Origin of the sequence: Pseudarthrobacter siccitolerans (assembly GCF_030823375.1) — a bacterium.
Taxonomy (GTDB): domain Bacteria; phylum Actinomycetota; class Actinomycetes; order Actinomycetales; family Micrococcaceae; genus Arthrobacter; species Arthrobacter siccitolerans_A.
In genome coordinates this window covers 182965-200441 of the sequence record NZ_JAUSXB010000001.1, presented here as the reverse complement: position 1 = coordinate 200441, position 17477 = coordinate 182965, and the positions used below count along the sequence as shown (strand labels likewise).

Below are 17477 nucleotides of genomic sequence, written 5' to 3'. Positions count from 1 at the left end.
TGGATTAGGCTTCTTCCCTGGTCAGGCCGGTTTCCCGCGTCAGGCCAGTGCTGAGGTCCTTGGTGAGGGCGGCGACGGCGTCCACGCCGCCGTCGCGGATTGCGGCCACCAGCGCGGTCCCCACGATCACGCCTTCCGCGTAGGCGGCGATCTCGCGGACCTGTTCGGCAGTGGAGACGCCGAGTCCTACGCACACACGCTCCGCACCGGCAGCATGAGCCGCGGCTACGACGTCCTTGGCAGCAGTGCTGACGGAGGTGCGGGCGCCGGTGACACCCATGATGGACACGGCGTAGACAAAGCCGCGGCTGGCATCCACTGTGCGCTGCATGCGCTCAGTGGTGGAGGACGGCGCCACGAGGAACACCCGGTCCAGGCCATACTTGTCTGAGGCTTCCATCCACTCGGCGGCCTCGTCCGGGATGAGGTCAGGGGTAATGAGCCCGGCTCCCCCTGCTTCGGACAGGCGCCGTGAGAACTCATCCACACCCATGCGGATAACCGGATTCCAGTAGGTCATTACCAGGACTGCGGCGTCGGTTTTGCTGGTGATGCCTGCCACCACATCAAAGACCTGGCGCACGTGGAAGCCCTTGGCCAGCGCCTCGGTGGTGGCGGCCTGGATGACCTGGCCGTCCATCACCGGGTCCGAGTACGGGATACCGATTTCGATGAGGTCGGCGCCATTCTCGGCAAGGGCGATGCCCGCGGCGATGGTTTCCTCCACGCTGGGGTACCCGGCGGGAAGGTAGCCGATGAGGGCGGCGCGGCCTTCGGCGCGGGCCTTGTCAATGGCCGCGGCCGACTTGCTGGTGGTCTGTGCCGTACTCACAGCTGCTCCCCCTCTTTGCCGATTTCAGACTCGGCGGAATTCTTGTCCAGCAGATCGAACCATTCGGCTGCGGTGGCCACGTCCTTGTCCCCGCGGCCCGACAGGTTCACGATGACGATCTTGTCGTCAGCGCTACCGCCGGTTGCTGCGGCTTCGGCAGCGAGCCGCTGCCCCACCTTGATGGCCCCGGCCAGCGCGTGCGCGGATTCGATCGCCGGGATGATGCCTTCGGTGCGGCACAGGAGCCGGAAGGCTTCCATGGCCTCGCTGTCCGTGATGGGCTCGTAGCTGACCCGCCCGATGTCGGAGAGGTACGAGTGCTCAGGTCCCACGCCGGGGTAGTCGAGGCCGGCAGAGATCGAGTGGGACTCGATCGTCTGGCCGTCGTCGTCCTGCATGAGGTAGGAGCGGGCGCCGTGGAGGACGCCGGGCTTGCCAAGTGTGATGGTGGCAGCGTGCCGGCCCGTTTCCACGCCGTCGCCGCCTGCTTCGAAGCCGTAGATCTTCACGGACGGGTCGTCCAGGAAGCCGTGGAAGATGCCGATGGCGTTCGAGCCGCCGCCGATGCAGGCGCAGACGGCGTCCGGCAGCCGGCCTTCCTGGTCCAGGATCTGGGCGCGGGCTTCCTCGCCGATCACCTCATGGAAGTAGCGGACCATCGCCGGGAACGGGTGGGCGCCGGCGGCGGTACCGAGGAGGTAGTGGGTGTTGTCAACGTTGGCCACCCAGTCCCGCAGGGCGTCATTGATGGCGTCCTTGAGCGTCTGCGAGCCGCTGGTGACGGGGATGACCGTGGCGCCCAGGAGCTCCATCCGGGCAACGTTCAACGCCTGGCGGCGGCAGTCCTCGGCCCCCATGTACACCACGCACTCCAAGCCCATCAGGGCGGCGGCGGTGGCGCTGGCCACGCCGTGCTGGCCGGCGCCGGTCTCGGCGATGACGCGGGTCTTGCCCATGCGCTTGGCGAGCAGCGCCTGGCCCAGGACGTTGTTGATCTTGTGGGAACCGGTGTGGTTCAGGTCCTCGCGCTTGAGGAAGATCCGGACTCCCCCGGCATGCTCGGAGAAGCGCTTGGCTTCGGTCAGCAGCGAGGGCCGGCCGGAGTAGTTCTTGTTCAGGTCCGCGACCTGGGCGCGGAAGTCAGGGTCATCCTTGGCCTTGTCGAACGTCTCTTCAAGCTCGTCCAGGGCTGCAATGAGGGACTCGGGCATCCAGCGCCCCCCGTAGCTGCCGAAGTACGGCCCCGGGGCGTGCTTCAGGGAGCCGCCCTGCAGGAATGCTTCCGCGGCGTTGTTGTCAGCGTTAACCGAGGGTGCGTCAGCCATCAGTCCCGTCCTGTTCCAGTAGATCGTTCAGTAAGTGTTGCGTTCCGGCGGGGCCGGAACAAAAAACCGTCATGCGGCTGCAGCCCCTGGCCACGGTCCCGTGTCCACGGGCGTTGCATCATCCCCGGGCGGCGATGGCGGCGGCGCCTGCCGCCGTGAACTCAGCAATCCGCTCCCGCGGCGTGGAGTGGCTCACCAGGGCCTCCCCTACCAAGATTGCGTTGGCGCCGCTGGCGGCGTAGTGCGTCACGTCCTCCACGCCACGGACACCGGACTCGGCCACCACGAGGGCCTCAACCGGAATCAGGCCCGCCAGGGACGCGAAAACGGAACGGTCGACGTCGAGCGTCTTCAGGTTGCGCACGTTGACGCCGATGATGCGCGCCTGGGCGGCGACCGCCCGCTCGATTTCCTCTTCCGTGTGCGTTTCAACGAGCACGTTCATGCCCAGTTCCCGGCTCAGCGCCGAGAACTCGTTCAACTGTGCATCGGAGAGCGCCGCCACGATCAGCAGGATCAGGTCCGCGCCATGTGCCCGGGCTTCCCAGATCTGGTACTCGTCGAGCGTGAAGTCCTTGCGCAGCAACGGCACGTCCACCGCGGCACGCACGGCGTCCAGGTCCGCGAGGGACCCGTTGAAGCGGCGCTGTTCGGTGAGGACGCTGATGACGGCGGCTCCGCCGTCGGCATACTGCTGCGCCAGGGACGCGGGATCGCCAATTGCGGCGAGGTCACCTTTGGAAGGGCTGCGGCGCTTGATTTCCGCGATGACTTTCAGCTGCCCACGCGACGGGGAGGTACCGCCAAGGGCGGCCCAGGCGTCGCGGGCGGGTGCCGCGCCCTGGGCCAGGTCCTTCAGTTCGGCCAGCGAAACGAGGCGTTTCCGGGCGGCCATATCCTCCCTGACACCGGCGTTGATGTCATCGAGAACAGTTGCCATCAGTGGCCGGAGTTCTTCAGCTTGCTGCCTTCGACGCCGTAGCCTGCCTTGCGCATAACGTAGCCGAGGATGAGGCCGACGACCATCACGGCGGCTCCGGCGATGAAGATGGGGGTGCTGGCGATAACGAAGGCGATTGACGCGATGAGGGCGCCCACCAGCATCACGATGACGCAGGTCCAGGCGGCGGGGCTGTTGCCGTGGCCGAGTTCCTGGCTGTGGTCAATGGCGCCGGGGGCAACCGTGCGGGTGCCTGACTTGGAAACGGACGCAGGTGCTTTGCTCATGGAAAATCTCCTCAGGGTGGATACTGCTTACATTCTGCCATTTTTTGGCTGCCCGCCGCGTATCGAACGGCCTGGCCGGCCGGCGGGCGCAGCGCCATGGACTGTTTAGGTGGGATCGTCGCCGCGGGAGAGCCTGTCCCAGCTGTCGATCTCGTCAACCGGACCTGACGTGGCGGCGTTGCTGCCGGCGGCCGGCGCGTCATATTTGGTCCGGGTCTTCCAGTACCGGCCCGCCGGGATGATGAGCAAGGCGGCGAGGGCGAGCAGGCAACCGGCGACGACCGCGAGGACAGGAAAAGCCGTGACCGCCACCTGCGCCTGGCTGCCGGTGACGCCGGTCGCGGCAGCAATGGCCCCCTGGGCTGCCGCCAGTGGATCGGCCAGGACCGTTGCCGCTGCGGCAACAATGCCGGCCGAGGCCAGGACGATGATGCCGGTGATAATCCACCGGGCGATCCTGCCGGCGATGGCGGCTGCCAGCCCGCCGGCGAGGGCCACGAGCGCCAGCGCCGTTACCGCGGTGGCGGCTTTGCTGCCCTGGACCTCCAGCGCCGATTGGGCGGCACCGGCCTGGCCCACCTGGTTCGGGTCCAGGGTGACAGTCATCCATGTCTGGGTGGTGGTGCCGAATACAGCCAGCGCCAGGACGGCGACCAGCAGCACCAGGGTGGATTTGCGGGCCCAGGCCGGCGTGGCAGGACGCTTTTTTGACGTCCCGGCCTGCCCTGCTTCCGCTCCCGCACTCCCGGGGACAACGGGACCGGACATCAGGAGTCGGTCCCGCCGGGCAGTGATTCCGCAGAGATGTTCTGCAGCGAGCCTGCGGTGTGCACGGCGCGGAGGGGGGCGGCGGCCTTGTTGACGGTTTCGAGGGCTTCGGTGGGGTTAACTGAATCAGCCACGATGCCGCCGCCGGCCTGGACATATGCCCGGCCTTCGCGCAGCAGCGCGGAGCGGATGGCGATGGCCATGTCCATGTCGCCCGCGAAGTCGAGGTACCCCACCACACCGCCGTAGATGCCGCGGCGGTGCGGTTCGAGCTCGTCGAGCAGTCGCAGGGCGCGCGGCTTGGGGGCGCCGGACAGGGTGCCTGCCGGGAAGGTGGCCTTCAGCACGTCGTAGGCTTTGGCCTGCGGGGAGAGCTGACCCACCACGGTGGATACCAGGTGCATGATATGACTGAAGCGCTCCACTTCCATGAACTGGGTGACATCCACCGTCCCGGCGACGCATACCTTGGAGAGGTCGTTGCGGGACAGGTCCACCAGCATCAGGTGTTCGGCGCGTTCCTTCTGATCCGCGAGCAGCTCCTCGGCCAGGGCCTTGTCCGCCTCCACCGTTTTGCCGCGCGGGCGGGATCCGGCGATGGGGTGGGTGATGACCTCTTCACTGGTCACGGTGACCAGAGCCTCCGGCGAGGATCCCACGATGGAATACTCCCGGCCCTCGGCGTCCTCGAGGCTAAAAATGTACATGTACGGGCTGGGGTTGGTGTTGCGCAGGACCCGGTAGACGTCCAGGGCGGAGGCCTTGCATTCCATCTCGAAGCGGCGGGAAATGACCACCTGGAACACTTCGCCGTCAACGATGGCTTCCTTGCCGCGGTCCAGGGCTGCCAGGTACTCGGCTTCGTCCCACCGTTCCTGGACGCTGGACGCGAAATCCAGCGCGGCGGGCGCGAGCACCGAAACGGGCTGGGCTACGGGGGTGCTGACGGTGGCGAGGAGCGCCTTGACCCGGGCGACGGCGTCGTGCCAGGCCTCGTCCACCCGTTCGGAACTGTCGTCGAAATTGATGGCGTTGGCGATCAGCAGCACCGTGCCGTCCACGTTGTCGTGGACAGCCATGTCCGTGACGAGGTTCAGCGCCATCTCCGGCAGCTGGAGGTCGTCCTCGGGCGGGCTCACCAGGCGTTCCCAGTGCCGCACCGTTTCCCAGCCGAGGAATCCCACCAGGCCGGAGGTGAATGGCGGCAGGCCCTCGAACCTGTCGGTACGCAGGGCTTCGATGGTGTCCCGGATGGCGTCCACCGGGCTTCCGCCCACGGGGACCCCAACCGGTGGCTCCCCCAGCCAGTGCGCGTTTCCGTCCTTGGTGGTCAAGGTTGCCCGGGAGCGGGCGCCGATGAAGGAGTAGCGGGACCATGCCCCGCCCACGGCAGCCGACTCCATGAGGAACGTCCCGGGCTGCCCCTGCGCGAGCTTCCGGTAGAGACCGATGGGCGTTTCAGCGTCGGCGAGTACTTTGAGCCGGACGGGGATGACTCGGCTGTGGCCGGCCAGTTCCCGGAACTCCTCGAGGCTTGGGCTGATGGTTCCAAGGTCCTGCATGGCTATGCTGTTCCGCCTGTTCTCGTCGGTGCCGGTTCTGGTTCTGGTGGTGCCGGTGCTGGTAAAGCCTGCTCCGGCTCCTTGGTGTGTGCCTGAAGGGGCGGCCACCCCTCCCCCTGCTTACCGCAGAATGCCTGCGGTAAGGGAAATTCAGAGTGCGTGGCCTGTGGTGACAGCGAGGTCCCGGCCGTCGAAGCAGGTGCGGGTGCCGGTGTGGCATGCGGCGCCCACCTGGTCCACGCGCACCAGCAGTGCGTCGCCGTCGCAGTCCATGGCCACGGATTTGACCCACTGCACGTGCCCGGAGGTGTCTCCCTTACGCCAGTACTCCTGGCGGGAGCGGGAATAGAAAGTGACCCGCCCGGTGGTCATGGTGCGGTGCAGCGCTTCATCATCCATCCAGCCCAGCATCAGCACCTCGTTGGTGTCGAACTGCTGCACGACGGCGGCCACCAGCCCGGCACTGTCACGCTTCAGCGCGGCGGCCAGGTCGGACGGCAACGGACTGCCCGCGGATGCAGCCGCGGGAGTTCCCGCCGGGCCGGGCAAGGGTGTTGCGGGCAGGGCGGAAGCAGGGGTGGGGACGGGGGCAGGCTGCTCAGACATCAGGTCAAGTCTAGTGCCTTTGCCATGCCCGGATTCGTGTGTGAACAACGGCACGCCAGCCCCGGTAGCTGCGCTGCCCAACTGCGCAGGTGTCGTGCTAGTTTCACAAGTGATGCATTTCGTCGATCCGTCCCGAGAAGTCCTGGCCGAAACCCTCCTTGCGGCCGGTCCTGACGCGCCCACACTCTGCAAGGGCTGGCGCACCAGGGACCTTGCCGCACACCTTTACCTTCGTGAGCGTAAAGCCGCCGTTGGACTCGGGCTGATCATCAAACGCCTGGCCAAGGCATCGGACCAGGCCACGGCCAGGATGGCAGCAACGCTGACCACGCCCGAGTCGTACACAGGACTCGTGAACACGTTCCGTGCCGGGCCGCCGGCGCTCTCCCCCATGAAGATCAAGGCCCTGGACGAAAGCTCCAACCTGATCGAATACTTTGTGCACACCGAGGACGTCCGCCGCGCAGTGGACCGCTGGGCGCCCAGGGCGCTGGATGAGGCCTATTCGGAAGCATTGTGGGATGAGCTGGTGAAGCGCGCCGCCATCCTGTACCGGGGCGTGGACCTCGGGATCGTGCTGGTGCGGCCCTCCGGCCCGCGGCACGTGGCCAAGCGCGCCCCTGTTTCGGTGGCCATCGTCGGCGAGCCCGGCGAGCTGCTCATGCACGCCCACGGCCGGACCCGCCACGCCCTGGTCACGTTCGAAGGCCAGCCGGACGCCGTCGCACTCCTGCAGTCAGCTGAAGTCGGGCTTTAGCGCTTCCACAGGCTCAACAGCCGGCGGTGGTTGAGCCTGTCGAAACCCAGCTGTAATCAGCGGACTTCGAAGCCTGCTTCGCGGATTGCCTTTTTGACCTGGGACATCATGTCGTCGGGGCCCCAGTGGAAGATGGATGCCGCCAGCACGGCGTCTGCACCGGCCGCGACGGCGGGCGGGAAGTGCGCGGGCTCCCCGGCACCGCCGGACGCGATGATGGGCACCTTGACGGCGGCCCTGACCAGCTTGATGAGTTCGAGGTCGAAGCCGTCCTTGGTACCGTCGGCGTCGATGGAATTGAGCAGGATCTCCCCCACTCCGCGGTCCGCGGCTTCCTTGGCCCAGGCGACCGCGTCGATCCCCGTGCCAGTGCGCCCGCCGTGAGTGGTCACTTCGAATCCCGACGGCGTGGGCTGGGACCCCGGGCGGGTGCGGCGGGCGTCCACGGACAGGACGAGGACCTGGGAACCGAAGTGCCGCGTGATCTCGTCGATGACGTCGGGCCGGGCCACTGCCGCGGTGTTAATGGAGGCCTTGTCCGCGCCGAACCGGAGGAGCTTATCCACCTCGGCCACGCCGCGCACGCCGCCGCCGACCGTAAGCGGGATGAACACTTCCTCGGCAGTCCGGCGGACCACGTCGAAGGTGGTTTCGCGATTGCCCGAAGATGCGGTGACGTCGAGGAACGTCAGTTCGTCGGCCCCGGCGTTGTCGTATCGGTGGGCAAGCTCCACGGGGTCCCCGGCGTCGCGGAGGCCCTCGAAGTTGACACCTTTGACGACGCGCCCGGCGTCCACGTCAAGGCAGGGAATGACGCGTACGGCTACTGCCATGGGAAACTCCTGGGAATTCTGTGGTGGATTTCGGCCGCGCTGGATCCGCTGGGCGGAATCAGATGCGGCAGGCGTGGATGCTGCTGACCAGGATGGCGCGGGCCCCGAGGTCGTAGAGCTCATCCATGATCCGGTTGGTTTCCCGCTTGGGCACCATGGAGCGGACGGCCACCCAGTCCGAGTCACGCAGCGGCGAGACCGTGGGTGATTCCAGGCCCGGCGTCAGCGAGGCAGCCTGTTCCACGAGTTCCTTGCGGATGTCGTAATCCATCAGGACGTACTGGCGCGCCACCAGCACACCCTGCAGGCGGCGGATCAGCACCTCGATCTCCTTGGCCGTGCCGTTCGCAGCACCGCCATTGCCGCTGCGCCGGATCAGGACGGCCTCGGACTTGAGGATCGGATCGCCGAAGATTTCCATCCCGGCGGCCTTGAGGGTGTTTCCGGTTTCCACGACGTCGGCGATGGCATCGGCAACGCCCAGCCGGACCGAGGACTCCACGGCGCCGTCCAGGCGGACCACCTTGGCGTTGATGCCGCGCTCGGCAAGGTAGCCGCGGAGCAGGCCGTCATAGCTGGTGGCCAGGCGCTTCCCCTCCAGCTCCTCAACCTTGGCGAAATCCCCTACCGGACCGGCGAAACGGAACGTGGAGGCCGCGAATCCCAAGGGAAGCAACTCCTCCGCCTCCACCTCGGCATCCAGCAGCAGGTCGCGTCCGGTGATGCCGACGTCGAGCGTTCCCTGGCCCACGTAGACGGCGATGTCGCGGGGGCGGAGGAAGAAGAACTCGATGTCGTTGTCGGGGTCCACCATCACCAGCTCGCGCGTATCGCGGCGCTGGCGGTATCCGGCTTCGGACAGCATCGCGGAGGCGGCTTCGGACAGGGAACCCTTGTTGGGGACGGCTACTCGCAGCATGGGGAAATCTTTCTGGATGTGGAAATGTCTAGTTGTTCAAGCAATGCAGGCCACGGCAGGCACCGGCGGCACGAGGCGCGCCGGACCGGTGGCTACAGATGCTTGTAGACGTCTTCCAGGGTCAGGCCTTTGGCGAGCATCAGAACCTGCAGGTGGTACAGCAGCTGGGAGATTTCCTCGGCCGCCGCATCATCGGATTCATATTCGGCAGCCATCCACACTTCGGCTGCTTCTTCAACGACTTTTTTGCCGATGCCGTGGACACCGGACTCCAATTCAGCGACGGTGCGGGAGCCTTCCGGGCGGGTGGCTGCCTTCTCGCTAAGCTCAGCGAACAGCGTCTCGAAATTCTTCACGCCCTCCAGCCTACTTGCTGCGGCCCACAGGGCGCCTGTCGGGCGGTTGCATGACGGGCGCGATGTGACTGAACACACACGCGCCCGCCACCTTCAACCTGCTAGCTGGTGTACTGCTTCAGCAGCACGGCGGTGGCCAGCGCTGCGGTCACGGCCTCGTGGCCCTTGTCTTCCTTCGAGCCGGGGAGTCCGGCACGGTCCAGGCCCTGCTGCTCGGTGTCGCAGGTCAGGACGCCAAAGCCCACCGGAACGCCGGTGCGGACGCTGACGTCGGTGAGTCCCGACGTCGCGGCCTGGCAGACGTACTCAAAGTGCGGCGTGCCGCCTCGGATTACGACGCCGAGGGCCACCACGGCGTCGAAGTGCGGTGCGAGGCGCGCGGCTGCCACCGGCAGCTCAAAGCTGCCCGGCACCCGCAGGACGGTGGGCTCGGCGATGCCGGCGTCCTTGGCGGCGCGCAGGGCACCGTCCAGGAGGCCGTCCATGATCTGGGTGTGCCAGCTGGCTGCGATGATCGCCAGCTTCAGCTGGGACGTTTCGGCCGGGTTGAGGGTGGTGAGGTCAATCTCGGGGGCGCCGTGTCCGCTCATAGGTCAGTACTGTTCCGTTCAGCTTTGTTCGTTCGTCGGTCTTGTTGGTTCGTCAGTCTTGTTCGTGGTCAAAGGCAGGGCCCGGCGTGGTGACAGGGACTGCACCGCCCAAGTGGGAGTCAAGCACCAGGCGGTGCTCCATGCGGTCTTTTTTGGTCTGCAGGTACCGGATGTTCTGGTCGCGTGAGGGCACCTCGGTGGGGACCATTTCCACCACCTTGACGCCGGCCTTCGCCAGCCTGTTCTGCTTGTCCGGGTTGTTGCTCAGGAGCCGCACCTCGTGCAGACCCATTTCAGCCAGCACCTGGGCGGCTGCCTTGTAGCACCGGGCGTCGACAGGGAGGCCGAGCTGTTCGTTGGCCTCGACCGTGTCGAAGCCCGCTTCCTGCAGCGCGTAGGCCTTGATCTTGTTCGCGAGGCCGATGCCCCTGCCCTCCTGCCCGCGCAGGTACAGCAAGGTGCCGCCGTGCTCGTGGATCATTTCCAGCGCATAGGCCAGCTGCTCGCCACAGTCGCAGCGGTATGAACCGAAGACATCCCCGGTGAGGCACTCGGAGTGGAGCCGGACCAGGGGTGCCTTTCCGTCCTTGGGCGGGTTCGGGGAGCTGACCGCGAGGTGCTCATGGCCGGTGACCAGGTCAATCCACGCCTGGGCGACGAAGTCACCGAAAGCCGTGGGCAGCTGCACGATGGGTCCGCCGCTGACGGGATGGGGTACGCGGCCGTTCCCCGATTCGGGCCGGTGGTGGCCGTTGCCCGATTCGGACAGGTGGTGGCCATTGCCCGATTCGGACAGGTGGTGGCCATTGCCTGAATCGGACAGGTGGTGGCCGTTCCCCGAAGCTCCGGAAGCCGTCATCGTATCTCCTCTTCTTCGCCCGCGCGTCCTGCCCGGGTATTACCGTCAGCCGATGTGCCCGCTGCTTCGAGGTAGGCCACCAGGTCCTGAATGGAGATCAGTGGGCATCCGTGTTCAGCAGCGAAGGCACGGAGCCCGTCCAGCCGCATCATTTCGCCGTCGTCGTAAACAACTTCGGCGATGACAGCCACAGCTTCCAGGCCGGCCAGGCGGCACAAGTCTACGGCGGCTTCAGTGTGGCCGGGACGTTCCCGCACACCACCGTCAACCGCGCGCAGCGGGAAAATATGCCCGGGGCGCGTTATGGACGACGGGACGGACTTCGGATCCGCTAGTACGCTGGCCGTCAGGGCCCGGTCCGTGGCGGAAATTCCGGTACTGACGCCCGTGGCAGCGTCGCAGGAAACGGTGTACGCGGTGCCCTTCGCGTCCTGGTTGACTTCCACCATCGGGGGCAGCGCCAGGGCATCGGCCCGTTCGCCGGAGAGCGGAACGCAAATGACGCCGGAACTGTAGCGGATGGTCCATCCCATCAACGCCGGGGTGGCGAACTGGGCGGCGAAAATGATGTCGCCCTCGTTTTCCCGGTCCTCGTTGTCTACCGCCAGCACGGGCTTGCCGGCGGCCATGGCCTGCACCGCTTCCTCGATGGTGTTCAGCCGCACGGGAGCGCCTTCCTGGGGATGGGGGCCGGCAGGGGCGGCCACCTTGGGTTCGACTCGGACGGCGGCGTTCATCGTGTTTCTCCTTCAGCGGCGGGCGCTGCCGTGTTGAACGCCAGCAGGCGTTCGGTGTATTTGGCCAGGACGTCAACTTCAAGGTTCACGCGGCTGCCGGTGACTTTGGTACCGAGGCCGGTTTCGGCCAAGGTCGTGGGGATCAGCCCCACCTCAAACCACGGCTCCTGCTCTGCGGCGGGGCTGACGGCCGTCACGGTGAGTGATACGCCGTCGATGGCAATGGAACCCTTTTCGGCAATGTAGCGGGCCAGGTTCGCGGGTACGCCGAAACGGAGCCGTTCCCAGTTGCCCAGGGGCTCGCGCTCCAGCAGCGCGCCAACACCGTCCACGTGGCCCTGCACTACGTGCCCGTCCAGCCGTCCACCTGCGGGAACGCAGCGTTCGAGGTTGACCGAGTCGCCCGCTGCGAGCTCGCCGATGGTGCTGCGCACCAGGGTCTCCCCCATCACGTCCATGCTGAATTCCTTGCCGTCGATTTCGGTGGCAGTCAGGCAAACGCCGTTGACGGCGATGGAGCCGCCCAGGGCGAGCCCCTCGGTGGTGGCCGGTGCTTGCAGCCGCAGCGTGGCGCTGGCGTCGCCGTCCTTTTCCACGGACAGGACCTGCCCCTGCTCGGCAATAATTCCGGTAAACATCAGTAGCCTCCCTGGGCTTCTTCCGCGGTGGCGCGGGACGGTTGTGGGTCTAGGGCAACAGTGCGTTGCGGTCGGAGGTGGAGTCTGAGGTCACGGCCAAGGGTCCGGACGGCGCCGCCGTCGGACGGGTCCCACTCCCAGTGCTGTGCATCAGCAAGGGTGGTGATCCCCAGGCCCGTGAGGGCGGGAGTTCCGGAGCCGAGCAGTGTGGGCGCCAGATAAACAATAAGTTCGTCAACCAGCCCGGCGGCGAGGAATGCGCTGAGGATACGTGATCCACCCTCCACCATCAGGTGGCGGATTCCGCTCCCGTACAAGCTGGACAGGGCCTCCCGGGGGTCGCGGGTGGGCAGATGCACCACCAGGCCGTCGCTTCCGTGGATGGCGGCGTCGGCTGGAATGCTGCGCAGCCCCATAACGGCCCGCACGGGTTGCTTGGCAACCTGGGTGCCTTCAGCATCCCTCGCGGTGAGGCGCGGGTTGTCCACCAGCACGGTCTGGGTGCCGACGAGGATGGCGTCAATGCGCCCCCGGATGGCATGGTTGTCCGCGAGGGATTCCGGGCTCGAAATCCACTGGCTGGTGCCGTCCTCCCCAGCGATGCGACTGTCCAGCGTCTGGGCGATGTGGAGGGTGACGAACGGGCGCTTTGCGGCCACCGCCTCAAACCACTGGCGGTTCAGGTCCAGCGCTTCGCCGGCACCGAGTCCGCTGCGGACACTCACGCCGGCTTGGCGAAGGGTGGTTGCGCCTCCCGCCGCGGGATCATGCGGATCGTCCACCGCATAGATCACGTCCGTGATGCCGGCGTCAATGATCGCCTGGGCGCAGGGTCCGGTGCGGCCGATGTGGTTGCAGGGTTCAAGGGTGACCAGCATGGTGCAGCCGGAAAGATCGATCCCGGCAGCAACTGCCTGCGCAATGGCATCCACCTCGGCGTGGGCGGTACCGGCGCCGCGATGGAAGCCCGTGACGAGTTCGCGGCCCTCAGGATTGACGACGACGGCACCCACCAAAGGGTTCGCACCGCGGGGGCCGTTGAGGGCCGCCTTCAGGGCGGTCGCCATGGCGGTGGTCTCGGCAGCGGTAAACGCTGTGACCACTCCGGCCGTCACGCGGCAGCCTCGATGGGTGGGCCGGCAGGCACGCCGGCAGCAGGAATAGTGGCCTCAAAGAGCCATCGCAAACGGTTCATAATGCTTGTGTCGTTCCTTCCCTCTCGAACCGCGATGGCTCCGGGGGTATACGACAGCAGAAGGCCGCGGCGTCGCAGGACGCCGCAGATACAGCTGTACGTGCTTCTCTCATCCAGACTTTAACTGTCGGTACCGGAATTTCACCGGTTCAACCGTCTGCCGGTGTCCTCCCGAAGGAAAGCACCGGCTCGCGGGTCGCGGACTGTCACCGCCGGTTCGGACTTACACCGACCCCGGAGCACGTATGTGTGTTGCTATTGTGCCATAACGAGCGAGGGCTCCCCGCTATTCCGCCGCGGAACGTAACGTTTCGCTTCCCGCCTGGCGTAACCGGTCAATGGCGGCAGCGGGGTCCTCGGCACCATACACGGCGGAGCCGGCGACGAAGACGTTTGCACCCGCCTCTGCCGCGCGGGTAATGGTGTCCTCGGTAATGCCGCCGTCCACCTGGATGGCCACACTGATGCCCGAACCGTCGATGGCTTTCCTGGCGCGCCGGATCTTGGGCAGGGTCACGTCCAGGAACGACTGGCCGCCGAAGCCCGGTTCCACCGTCATGATCAGCAGCATGTCCAGCTCTGACAGCATGTCCAGATACGGCTCCACCGGTGTTCCCGGGCGGAGTGCCATGCCTGCCTTCGAACCCCTTGCCCGCAGTTCGCGTGCCAGCTTGATGGGGGCGATGGCGGCTTCAGCGTGGAACGTGACGGAGGCCAGGCCGGCATCGGCGAAGCCGGGCGCCCAGCGGTCGGCGTCGGCAATCATCAGATGCGCATCGAGGGGCACTGGGCTGACTGCCTGGATCCGCTGCACTACCGGCAGCCCGATGGTGAGGTTGGGCACAAAGTGGTTATCCATCACGTCCACATGCACGGCATCGGCATTGCTGATGCGCTTGAGCTCCGCCTCAAGGTTGACGAAGTCGGCAGAGAGGATGCTCGGGTTGATGCAGCATTGCGTCACAGGGACACCTTTCACGGGGCAGGACTGCTGGAGTCAGTGCTTTTGACGGCACAGGAACTTTTACGGATCAGGGCTCTAAGAGAATCAGTGACGTTGGCGGATCAGGGCTTCTTGCGGATCAGGGCAAGGAACATGGCGTCGGTACCGTGGACGTGGGGCCACAGCTGGGCCGTGGACTCGTGCCCGGCGCCAAGGTTCCCGGTCAAACTCACGCTGTCCAGGACCTGCCCGGCCTCCAGCAGTTCGAGGTCATCGCGTTTGCGGAGTGCATCGGTGACCACGGCGGTGGTTTCGGCAGGGTGGGGCGAACAGGTCACGTAGGCGACCACTCCACCCGGGCGGACAGCAGCGAGTGCCGACGCGAGCAGCTCGCGCTGAAGCGGGCCCAGATCGGCCAGGTCCTTTGGCGTGCGGCGCCAGCGCGACTCGGGCCGGCGCCGAAGCGCTCCCAGCCCGCTGCAGGGAACGTCGACGAGTACCCGGTCGAAAGTTTCGGGCTTCTCGGTGCCCACGTCGCGGCCGTCGCCGGTCCGGACCTGCCATGTTTCGCGGGGTACGGCCGAGAGCGCCTGGCTGACCAGCTTGGCCCGGTGTGGGGCAGGTTCATTGGCCAGCAGCGTGGCACCCCTTTGGCTCGCCAGGGCACCGAGCAAGGCGGCCTTGCCGCCCGGTCCAGCGCACAGGTCCAGCCAGGCCTCGCCGTCGTTTGTCCTGCCAGCCGCCTCAGCAGTGTCAGCCCCTTCAGCTCCGACAGTGCCGGCCGCGTTGTCCCCGCCATGGCCGCCGATGTCAACGGCGGCCATGGCGCGTGCCACCAGCTGCGAGCCGACGTCCTGCACCCTGGTGCTGCCCTCCCTCACGGAGGCAAGCCGGCCCAGATCCCCGCCACTGGAGAGAGCGGAACCTTCCACCAGTTCACCGGGAGTGGCTCCGTTCTCAAGGGCCTCATCGAGGCTTCCGATGCCGGGCAGGGCCACCAGGTTGACCACCGGGGCAGCGTTGTCGGCCTCCAGGAGGTCGTTGATTTCCGTGGCTGGACGCCCATGGGCCACCAGCGACTGGCGCATGGCGCGGACGATCCACTCAGGATGCGCGTAGCGGAGGGACGCCGTCTTGGTCTCGTCTGTCTCTCCGCCGGTCAGCAGCTCGAGCCACTCTTCAATGGGATGCGCAGCGACCTTGCGCAGGACGGCATTGATGAGGGCTGAGGGTCCCGCGCCGATGACCGCGCGGGCCAGTCCGACGGTCTGGTCCAGTGCTGCGTGCGCTGGAACGCGCATGGCCAGCAGCTGATGGACTCCGAGCCGGAGGGCGTCCAGGATGGCCGGATCCAGCTGGTCCAGGGGACGGTCCACGCACCGGGCCAGGATAGCGTCGTATGTTCCTTGGCTGCGCAGCGCCCCGTAGCTGAGTTCTGTTGCGAACCCGGCGTCGCGTTTATCCAGTCCGTGGTGCCGGATCCGCGCCGGCAGTACCAGGTTGGCGTACGCGTCCTCGGCCGCCACGGCCCGCAGGACTTCGAACGCCACCAGCCGGGCGGGGTCGGCCCGGCGCGTCCGCTGGGAAGGTGCGCTGTCAGTAAAGCTGCGCTGGGACGCACGGTTCCGTTCCCGCCCCTTGGCATTTCGGTTGCTGGAATCGCGCGGTCCGCCGTTGCCGCGGCCGCCGCTTCCTCCGCGCTGGCCGCCGCCCGAGCCTCCGCCGCCGGCTCTTCCCCGACCGCCTTGGTTGTCGCCGGAACCGCTCATTCGAACACCACGCTTTCAAGGGAAGCCATGCCACGTGCCCAATCGGCAGCGGCCATCATTTTTTTGCCGGCGGGCTGGACCCGGGTCAGCTCCACGGCGTGCGAACCGGTTCCCACCAGAACGCTCTTGCCTTGGACGGACACGGCACCGGGCACCAACTGTGGAACATCCGGCCGCAGCCGGACGGGTTCCAGCTTGATGCGCTGGCCCTCCAGCACTGTCCAGGCTCCCGGTTCCGGAGTGACTCCCCGCGCCTGCCGTCCGATGGCCAGGGCCGGGTGTTTCCAGTCCAGGCGGCCGTCCTCGAGGGTCAGCTTGGGTGCCAGCGAGACTTCACCGGTCTGCGGCACAGCGGCGGCCTTGCCGGCCTCGATGGCGGACAGGGTCTGGGATAGCAGCACGGCGCCGCTGCGGGACAGCCGTTCCAGCAGTTCCCCGGCGGTGTCTTCGGGGCCCACCGTTTCTGTCAAGGTTCCGAACACGGGCCCGGTGTCCAGGCCTTCCTCCAGCTGGAAGGTCACAGCGCCGGTGACGTCGTCGCCGGCCATCACGGCACGCTGGACAGGTGCGGCGCCGCGCCAGGCCGGAAGGAGGGAGAAGTGCAGGTTGATCCACCCGTGCCGCGGGATGCTGAGTGCAGCCGGAGGAACCAGCCCGCCGTAAGCCACGATCGCCGCGACATCCGGGCCGGCAGCGGAAATCCTGGCCATGGTGTCTTCGTTGATCCGGGCAGCGTGAATAATCTCGATCCCGAGCTCGGCGGCCCGGGCGGCCACCGGCGACGGAGTGAGCACGCGCTTCCGTCCGATTGGCGCGTCCGGCCTGGTAAGGACCGCGACAACGTCGAATCCTGCTTCAACGAGCGCGTTGAGGGACGGGACGGCGACGGCGGGGGTTCCCGCGAAGAGGACCCTCACCCGTTGGTACCGGCGGCTCCGCCACCGAAACTTGACCCGGAAGCTGCACCGCCGAAGCTGGAACCCCCGAAACTGGAGCCGACGGTCCTGGCGCGCTTCGCCGTCGTCTGTTCCGTGATGGAGTCGTAGTTGGCCTTGCGGATGGAACGCAGGGCCGCCTTGCGGTCCTCCCCCTCAAGCCGGTCCGTGTAGAGAATCCCGTCCAGGTGGTCGTTCTCGTGCTGGAAGCAGCGTGCCAGCATCCCCTCGCCTTCGAGGGTGACGGGGTTGCCGTGCATGTCCACGCCGGTGACCCGCGTGGCACGGTATCGCTTCACCGGGAAGCCCAGGCCCGGGATGGACAGGCAGCCTTCCACGTGGTCCGGCTGGAAGTCCTCGCTGTTTTCCAGCACCGGGTTGATGATGTGCCCTTCCACCCCGTCGATGCGGTAGGTGAAAACGCGCTTGCTGACGCCGATCTGGGGTGCGGCAAGGCCGGCCCCGTCCACGTCCTCCATGGTTTCGGTCATGTCCGCCACCAGCCTGGCCAGCTCAGGCCCGAAATCCGTCACAGGATCGGCAACTGTGCGGAGCACAGGGTCACCGATGATGCGGATATTCAGAATAGCCCATACGCTGTTTTTCCTTACGGTAGGCGGCAAAGG

Annotated in this window: 20 protein-coding genes and 1 riboswitch; of the genes, 1 reads left to right on the top strand and 19 read right to left on the bottom strand. The window is 66.8% G+C overall.

Annotation, left to right across the window (positions count from 1 at the left end):
* Positions 1–4: 4 nt before the first annotated feature.
* The 7 genes from trpA to hisI form a co-directional block, all read right to left on the bottom strand.
* Positions 5–832 (bottom strand): tryptophan synthase subunit alpha, encoded by an 828-nt coding sequence (trpA, locus tag QFZ36_RS00910; RefSeq protein ID WP_306633147.1) that lies wholly within the window; start codon positions 830–832, stop codon positions 5–7.
* A complete protein-coding gene (gene trpB / locus QFZ36_RS00905; protein WP_306633146.1) occupies positions 829–2157 on the bottom strand; it encodes a tryptophan synthase subunit beta in 1329 nt (442 codons plus the stop codon). The genes trpA and trpB overlap by 4 nt, the downstream gene beginning before the upstream one ends.
* 118 nt (positions 2158–2275) lie before the next feature.
* Positions 2276–3097, bottom strand: coding sequence for an indole-3-glycerol phosphate synthase TrpC (gene trpC, locus QFZ36_RS00900; protein ID WP_306633145.1), 822 nt, complete (start codon positions 3095–3097; stop codon positions 2276–2278).
* Positions 3097–3384 carry an HGxxPAAW family protein gene (locus QFZ36_RS00895; protein WP_306633143.1) on the bottom strand — a complete coding sequence of 96 codons (288 nt, stop codon included), beginning with the start codon at positions 3382–3384 and terminating at the stop codon, positions 3097–3099. The genes trpC and QFZ36_RS00895 overlap by 1 nt, the downstream gene beginning before the upstream one ends.
* 105 nt (positions 3385–3489) lie before the next feature.
* The gene (locus QFZ36_RS00890; RefSeq protein ID WP_306633142.1) at positions 3490–4152 is read right to left on the bottom strand and encodes a Trp biosynthesis-associated membrane protein; all 663 of its coding nucleotides are present in this window, start codon (positions 4150–4152) and stop codon (positions 3490–3492) included.
* Complete coding sequence (locus QFZ36_RS00885; protein WP_306633141.1) at positions 4152–5714, bottom strand: anthranilate synthase component I; 1563 nt, start codon at positions 5712–5714, stop codon at positions 4152–4154. The genes QFZ36_RS00890 and QFZ36_RS00885 overlap by 1 nt, the downstream gene beginning before the upstream one ends.
* 150 nt (positions 5715–5864) lie before the next feature.
* Complete coding sequence (gene hisI, locus QFZ36_RS00880) at positions 5865–6320, bottom strand: phosphoribosyl-AMP cyclohydrolase (RefSeq protein ID WP_306633140.1); 456 nt, start codon at positions 6318–6320, stop codon at positions 5865–5867.
* Between the two features lie 112 nt (positions 6321–6432).
* On the opposite strand from hisI, the gene QFZ36_RS00875 reads away from it, so the two are divergent.
* Complete coding sequence (locus QFZ36_RS00875) at positions 6433–7077, top strand: TIGR03085 family metal-binding protein (RefSeq protein WP_306639043.1); 645 nt, start codon at positions 6433–6435, stop codon at positions 7075–7077.
* 56 nt (positions 7078–7133) lie between these two features.
* Here the strand turns inward: QFZ36_RS00875 and hisF are convergent, their stop codons facing one another.
* The 12 genes from hisF to def all read right to left on the bottom strand — a co-directional run bounded on the left by hisF (position 7134) and on the right by def (position 17474).
* On the bottom strand, positions 7134–7910 hold the full coding sequence (hisF, locus tag QFZ36_RS00870; protein WP_306633139.1) for an imidazole glycerol phosphate synthase subunit HisF: 777 nt from the start codon (positions 7908–7910) through the stop codon (positions 7134–7136).
* A 58-nt stretch (positions 7911–7968) separates the two neighbouring features.
* Complete coding sequence (gene hisG / locus QFZ36_RS00865; RefSeq protein WP_306633138.1) at positions 7969–8829, bottom strand: ATP phosphoribosyltransferase; 861 nt, start codon at positions 8827–8829, stop codon at positions 7969–7971.
* A 92-nt stretch (positions 8830–8921) separates the two neighbouring features.
* Positions 8922–9185, bottom strand: coding sequence for a phosphoribosyl-ATP diphosphatase (locus QFZ36_RS00860; RefSeq protein WP_306633137.1), 264 nt, complete (start codon positions 9183–9185; stop codon positions 8922–8924).
* Between the two features lie 101 nt (positions 9186–9286).
* Entirely contained in the window at positions 9287–9775 is a 489-nt protein-coding gene (gene ribH / locus QFZ36_RS00855; RefSeq protein WP_306633135.1) for a 6,7-dimethyl-8-ribityllumazine synthase, read from the bottom strand.
* Between the two features lie 52 nt (positions 9776–9827).
* Positions 9828–10634 carry a GTP cyclohydrolase II gene (gene ribA / locus QFZ36_RS00850; protein WP_306633133.1) on the bottom strand — a complete coding sequence of 269 codons (807 nt, stop codon included), beginning with the start codon at positions 10632–10634 and terminating at the stop codon, positions 9828–9830.
* Complete coding sequence (gene ribB / locus QFZ36_RS00845; protein ID WP_306633131.1) at positions 10631–11371, bottom strand: 3,4-dihydroxy-2-butanone-4-phosphate synthase; 741 nt, start codon at positions 11369–11371, stop codon at positions 10631–10633. The genes ribA and ribB overlap by 4 nt, the downstream gene beginning before the upstream one ends.
* Positions 11368–12009: a riboflavin synthase gene (locus QFZ36_RS00840; RefSeq protein WP_306633129.1), complete on the bottom strand. Its 642-nt coding sequence runs from the start codon at positions 12007–12009 to the stop codon at positions 11368–11370. Before QFZ36_RS00840 ends, ribB begins: the two co-directional genes overlap by 4 nt.
* Positions 12009–13076, bottom strand: a complete 1068-nt coding sequence (ribD, locus tag QFZ36_RS00835; protein WP_306639041.1) for a bifunctional diaminohydroxyphosphoribosylaminopyrimidine deaminase/5-amino-6-(5-phosphoribosylamino)uracil reductase RibD — start codon at positions 13074–13076, stop codon at positions 12009–12011. Before ribD ends, QFZ36_RS00840 begins: the two co-directional genes overlap by 1 nt.
* Before the next feature lie 224 nt (positions 13077–13300).
* A riboswitch (FMN riboswitch) is annotated at positions 13301–13451 on the bottom strand.
* Positions 13452–13490: 39 nt separating this feature from the next.
* Positions 13491–14168, bottom strand: coding sequence for a ribulose-phosphate 3-epimerase (gene rpe, locus QFZ36_RS00830; RefSeq protein WP_306633126.1), 678 nt, complete (start codon positions 14166–14168; stop codon positions 13491–13493).
* 101 nt (positions 14169–14269) lie between these two features.
* Positions 14270–15916 (bottom strand): RsmB/NOP family class I SAM-dependent RNA methyltransferase, encoded by a 1647-nt coding sequence (locus QFZ36_RS00825; RefSeq protein WP_306633124.1) that lies wholly within the window; start codon positions 15914–15916, stop codon positions 14270–14272.
* Positions 15913–16833: a methionyl-tRNA formyltransferase gene (gene fmt, locus QFZ36_RS00820; protein WP_306633122.1), complete on the bottom strand. Its 921-nt coding sequence runs from the start codon at positions 16831–16833 to the stop codon at positions 15913–15915. Before fmt ends, QFZ36_RS00825 begins: the two co-directional genes overlap by 4 nt.
* Positions 16830–17474, bottom strand: coding sequence for a peptide deformylase (def, locus tag QFZ36_RS00815; protein WP_306633121.1), 645 nt, complete (start codon positions 17472–17474; stop codon positions 16830–16832). Before def ends, fmt begins: the two co-directional genes overlap by 4 nt.
* Positions 17475–17477 lie beyond the last annotated feature (3 nt).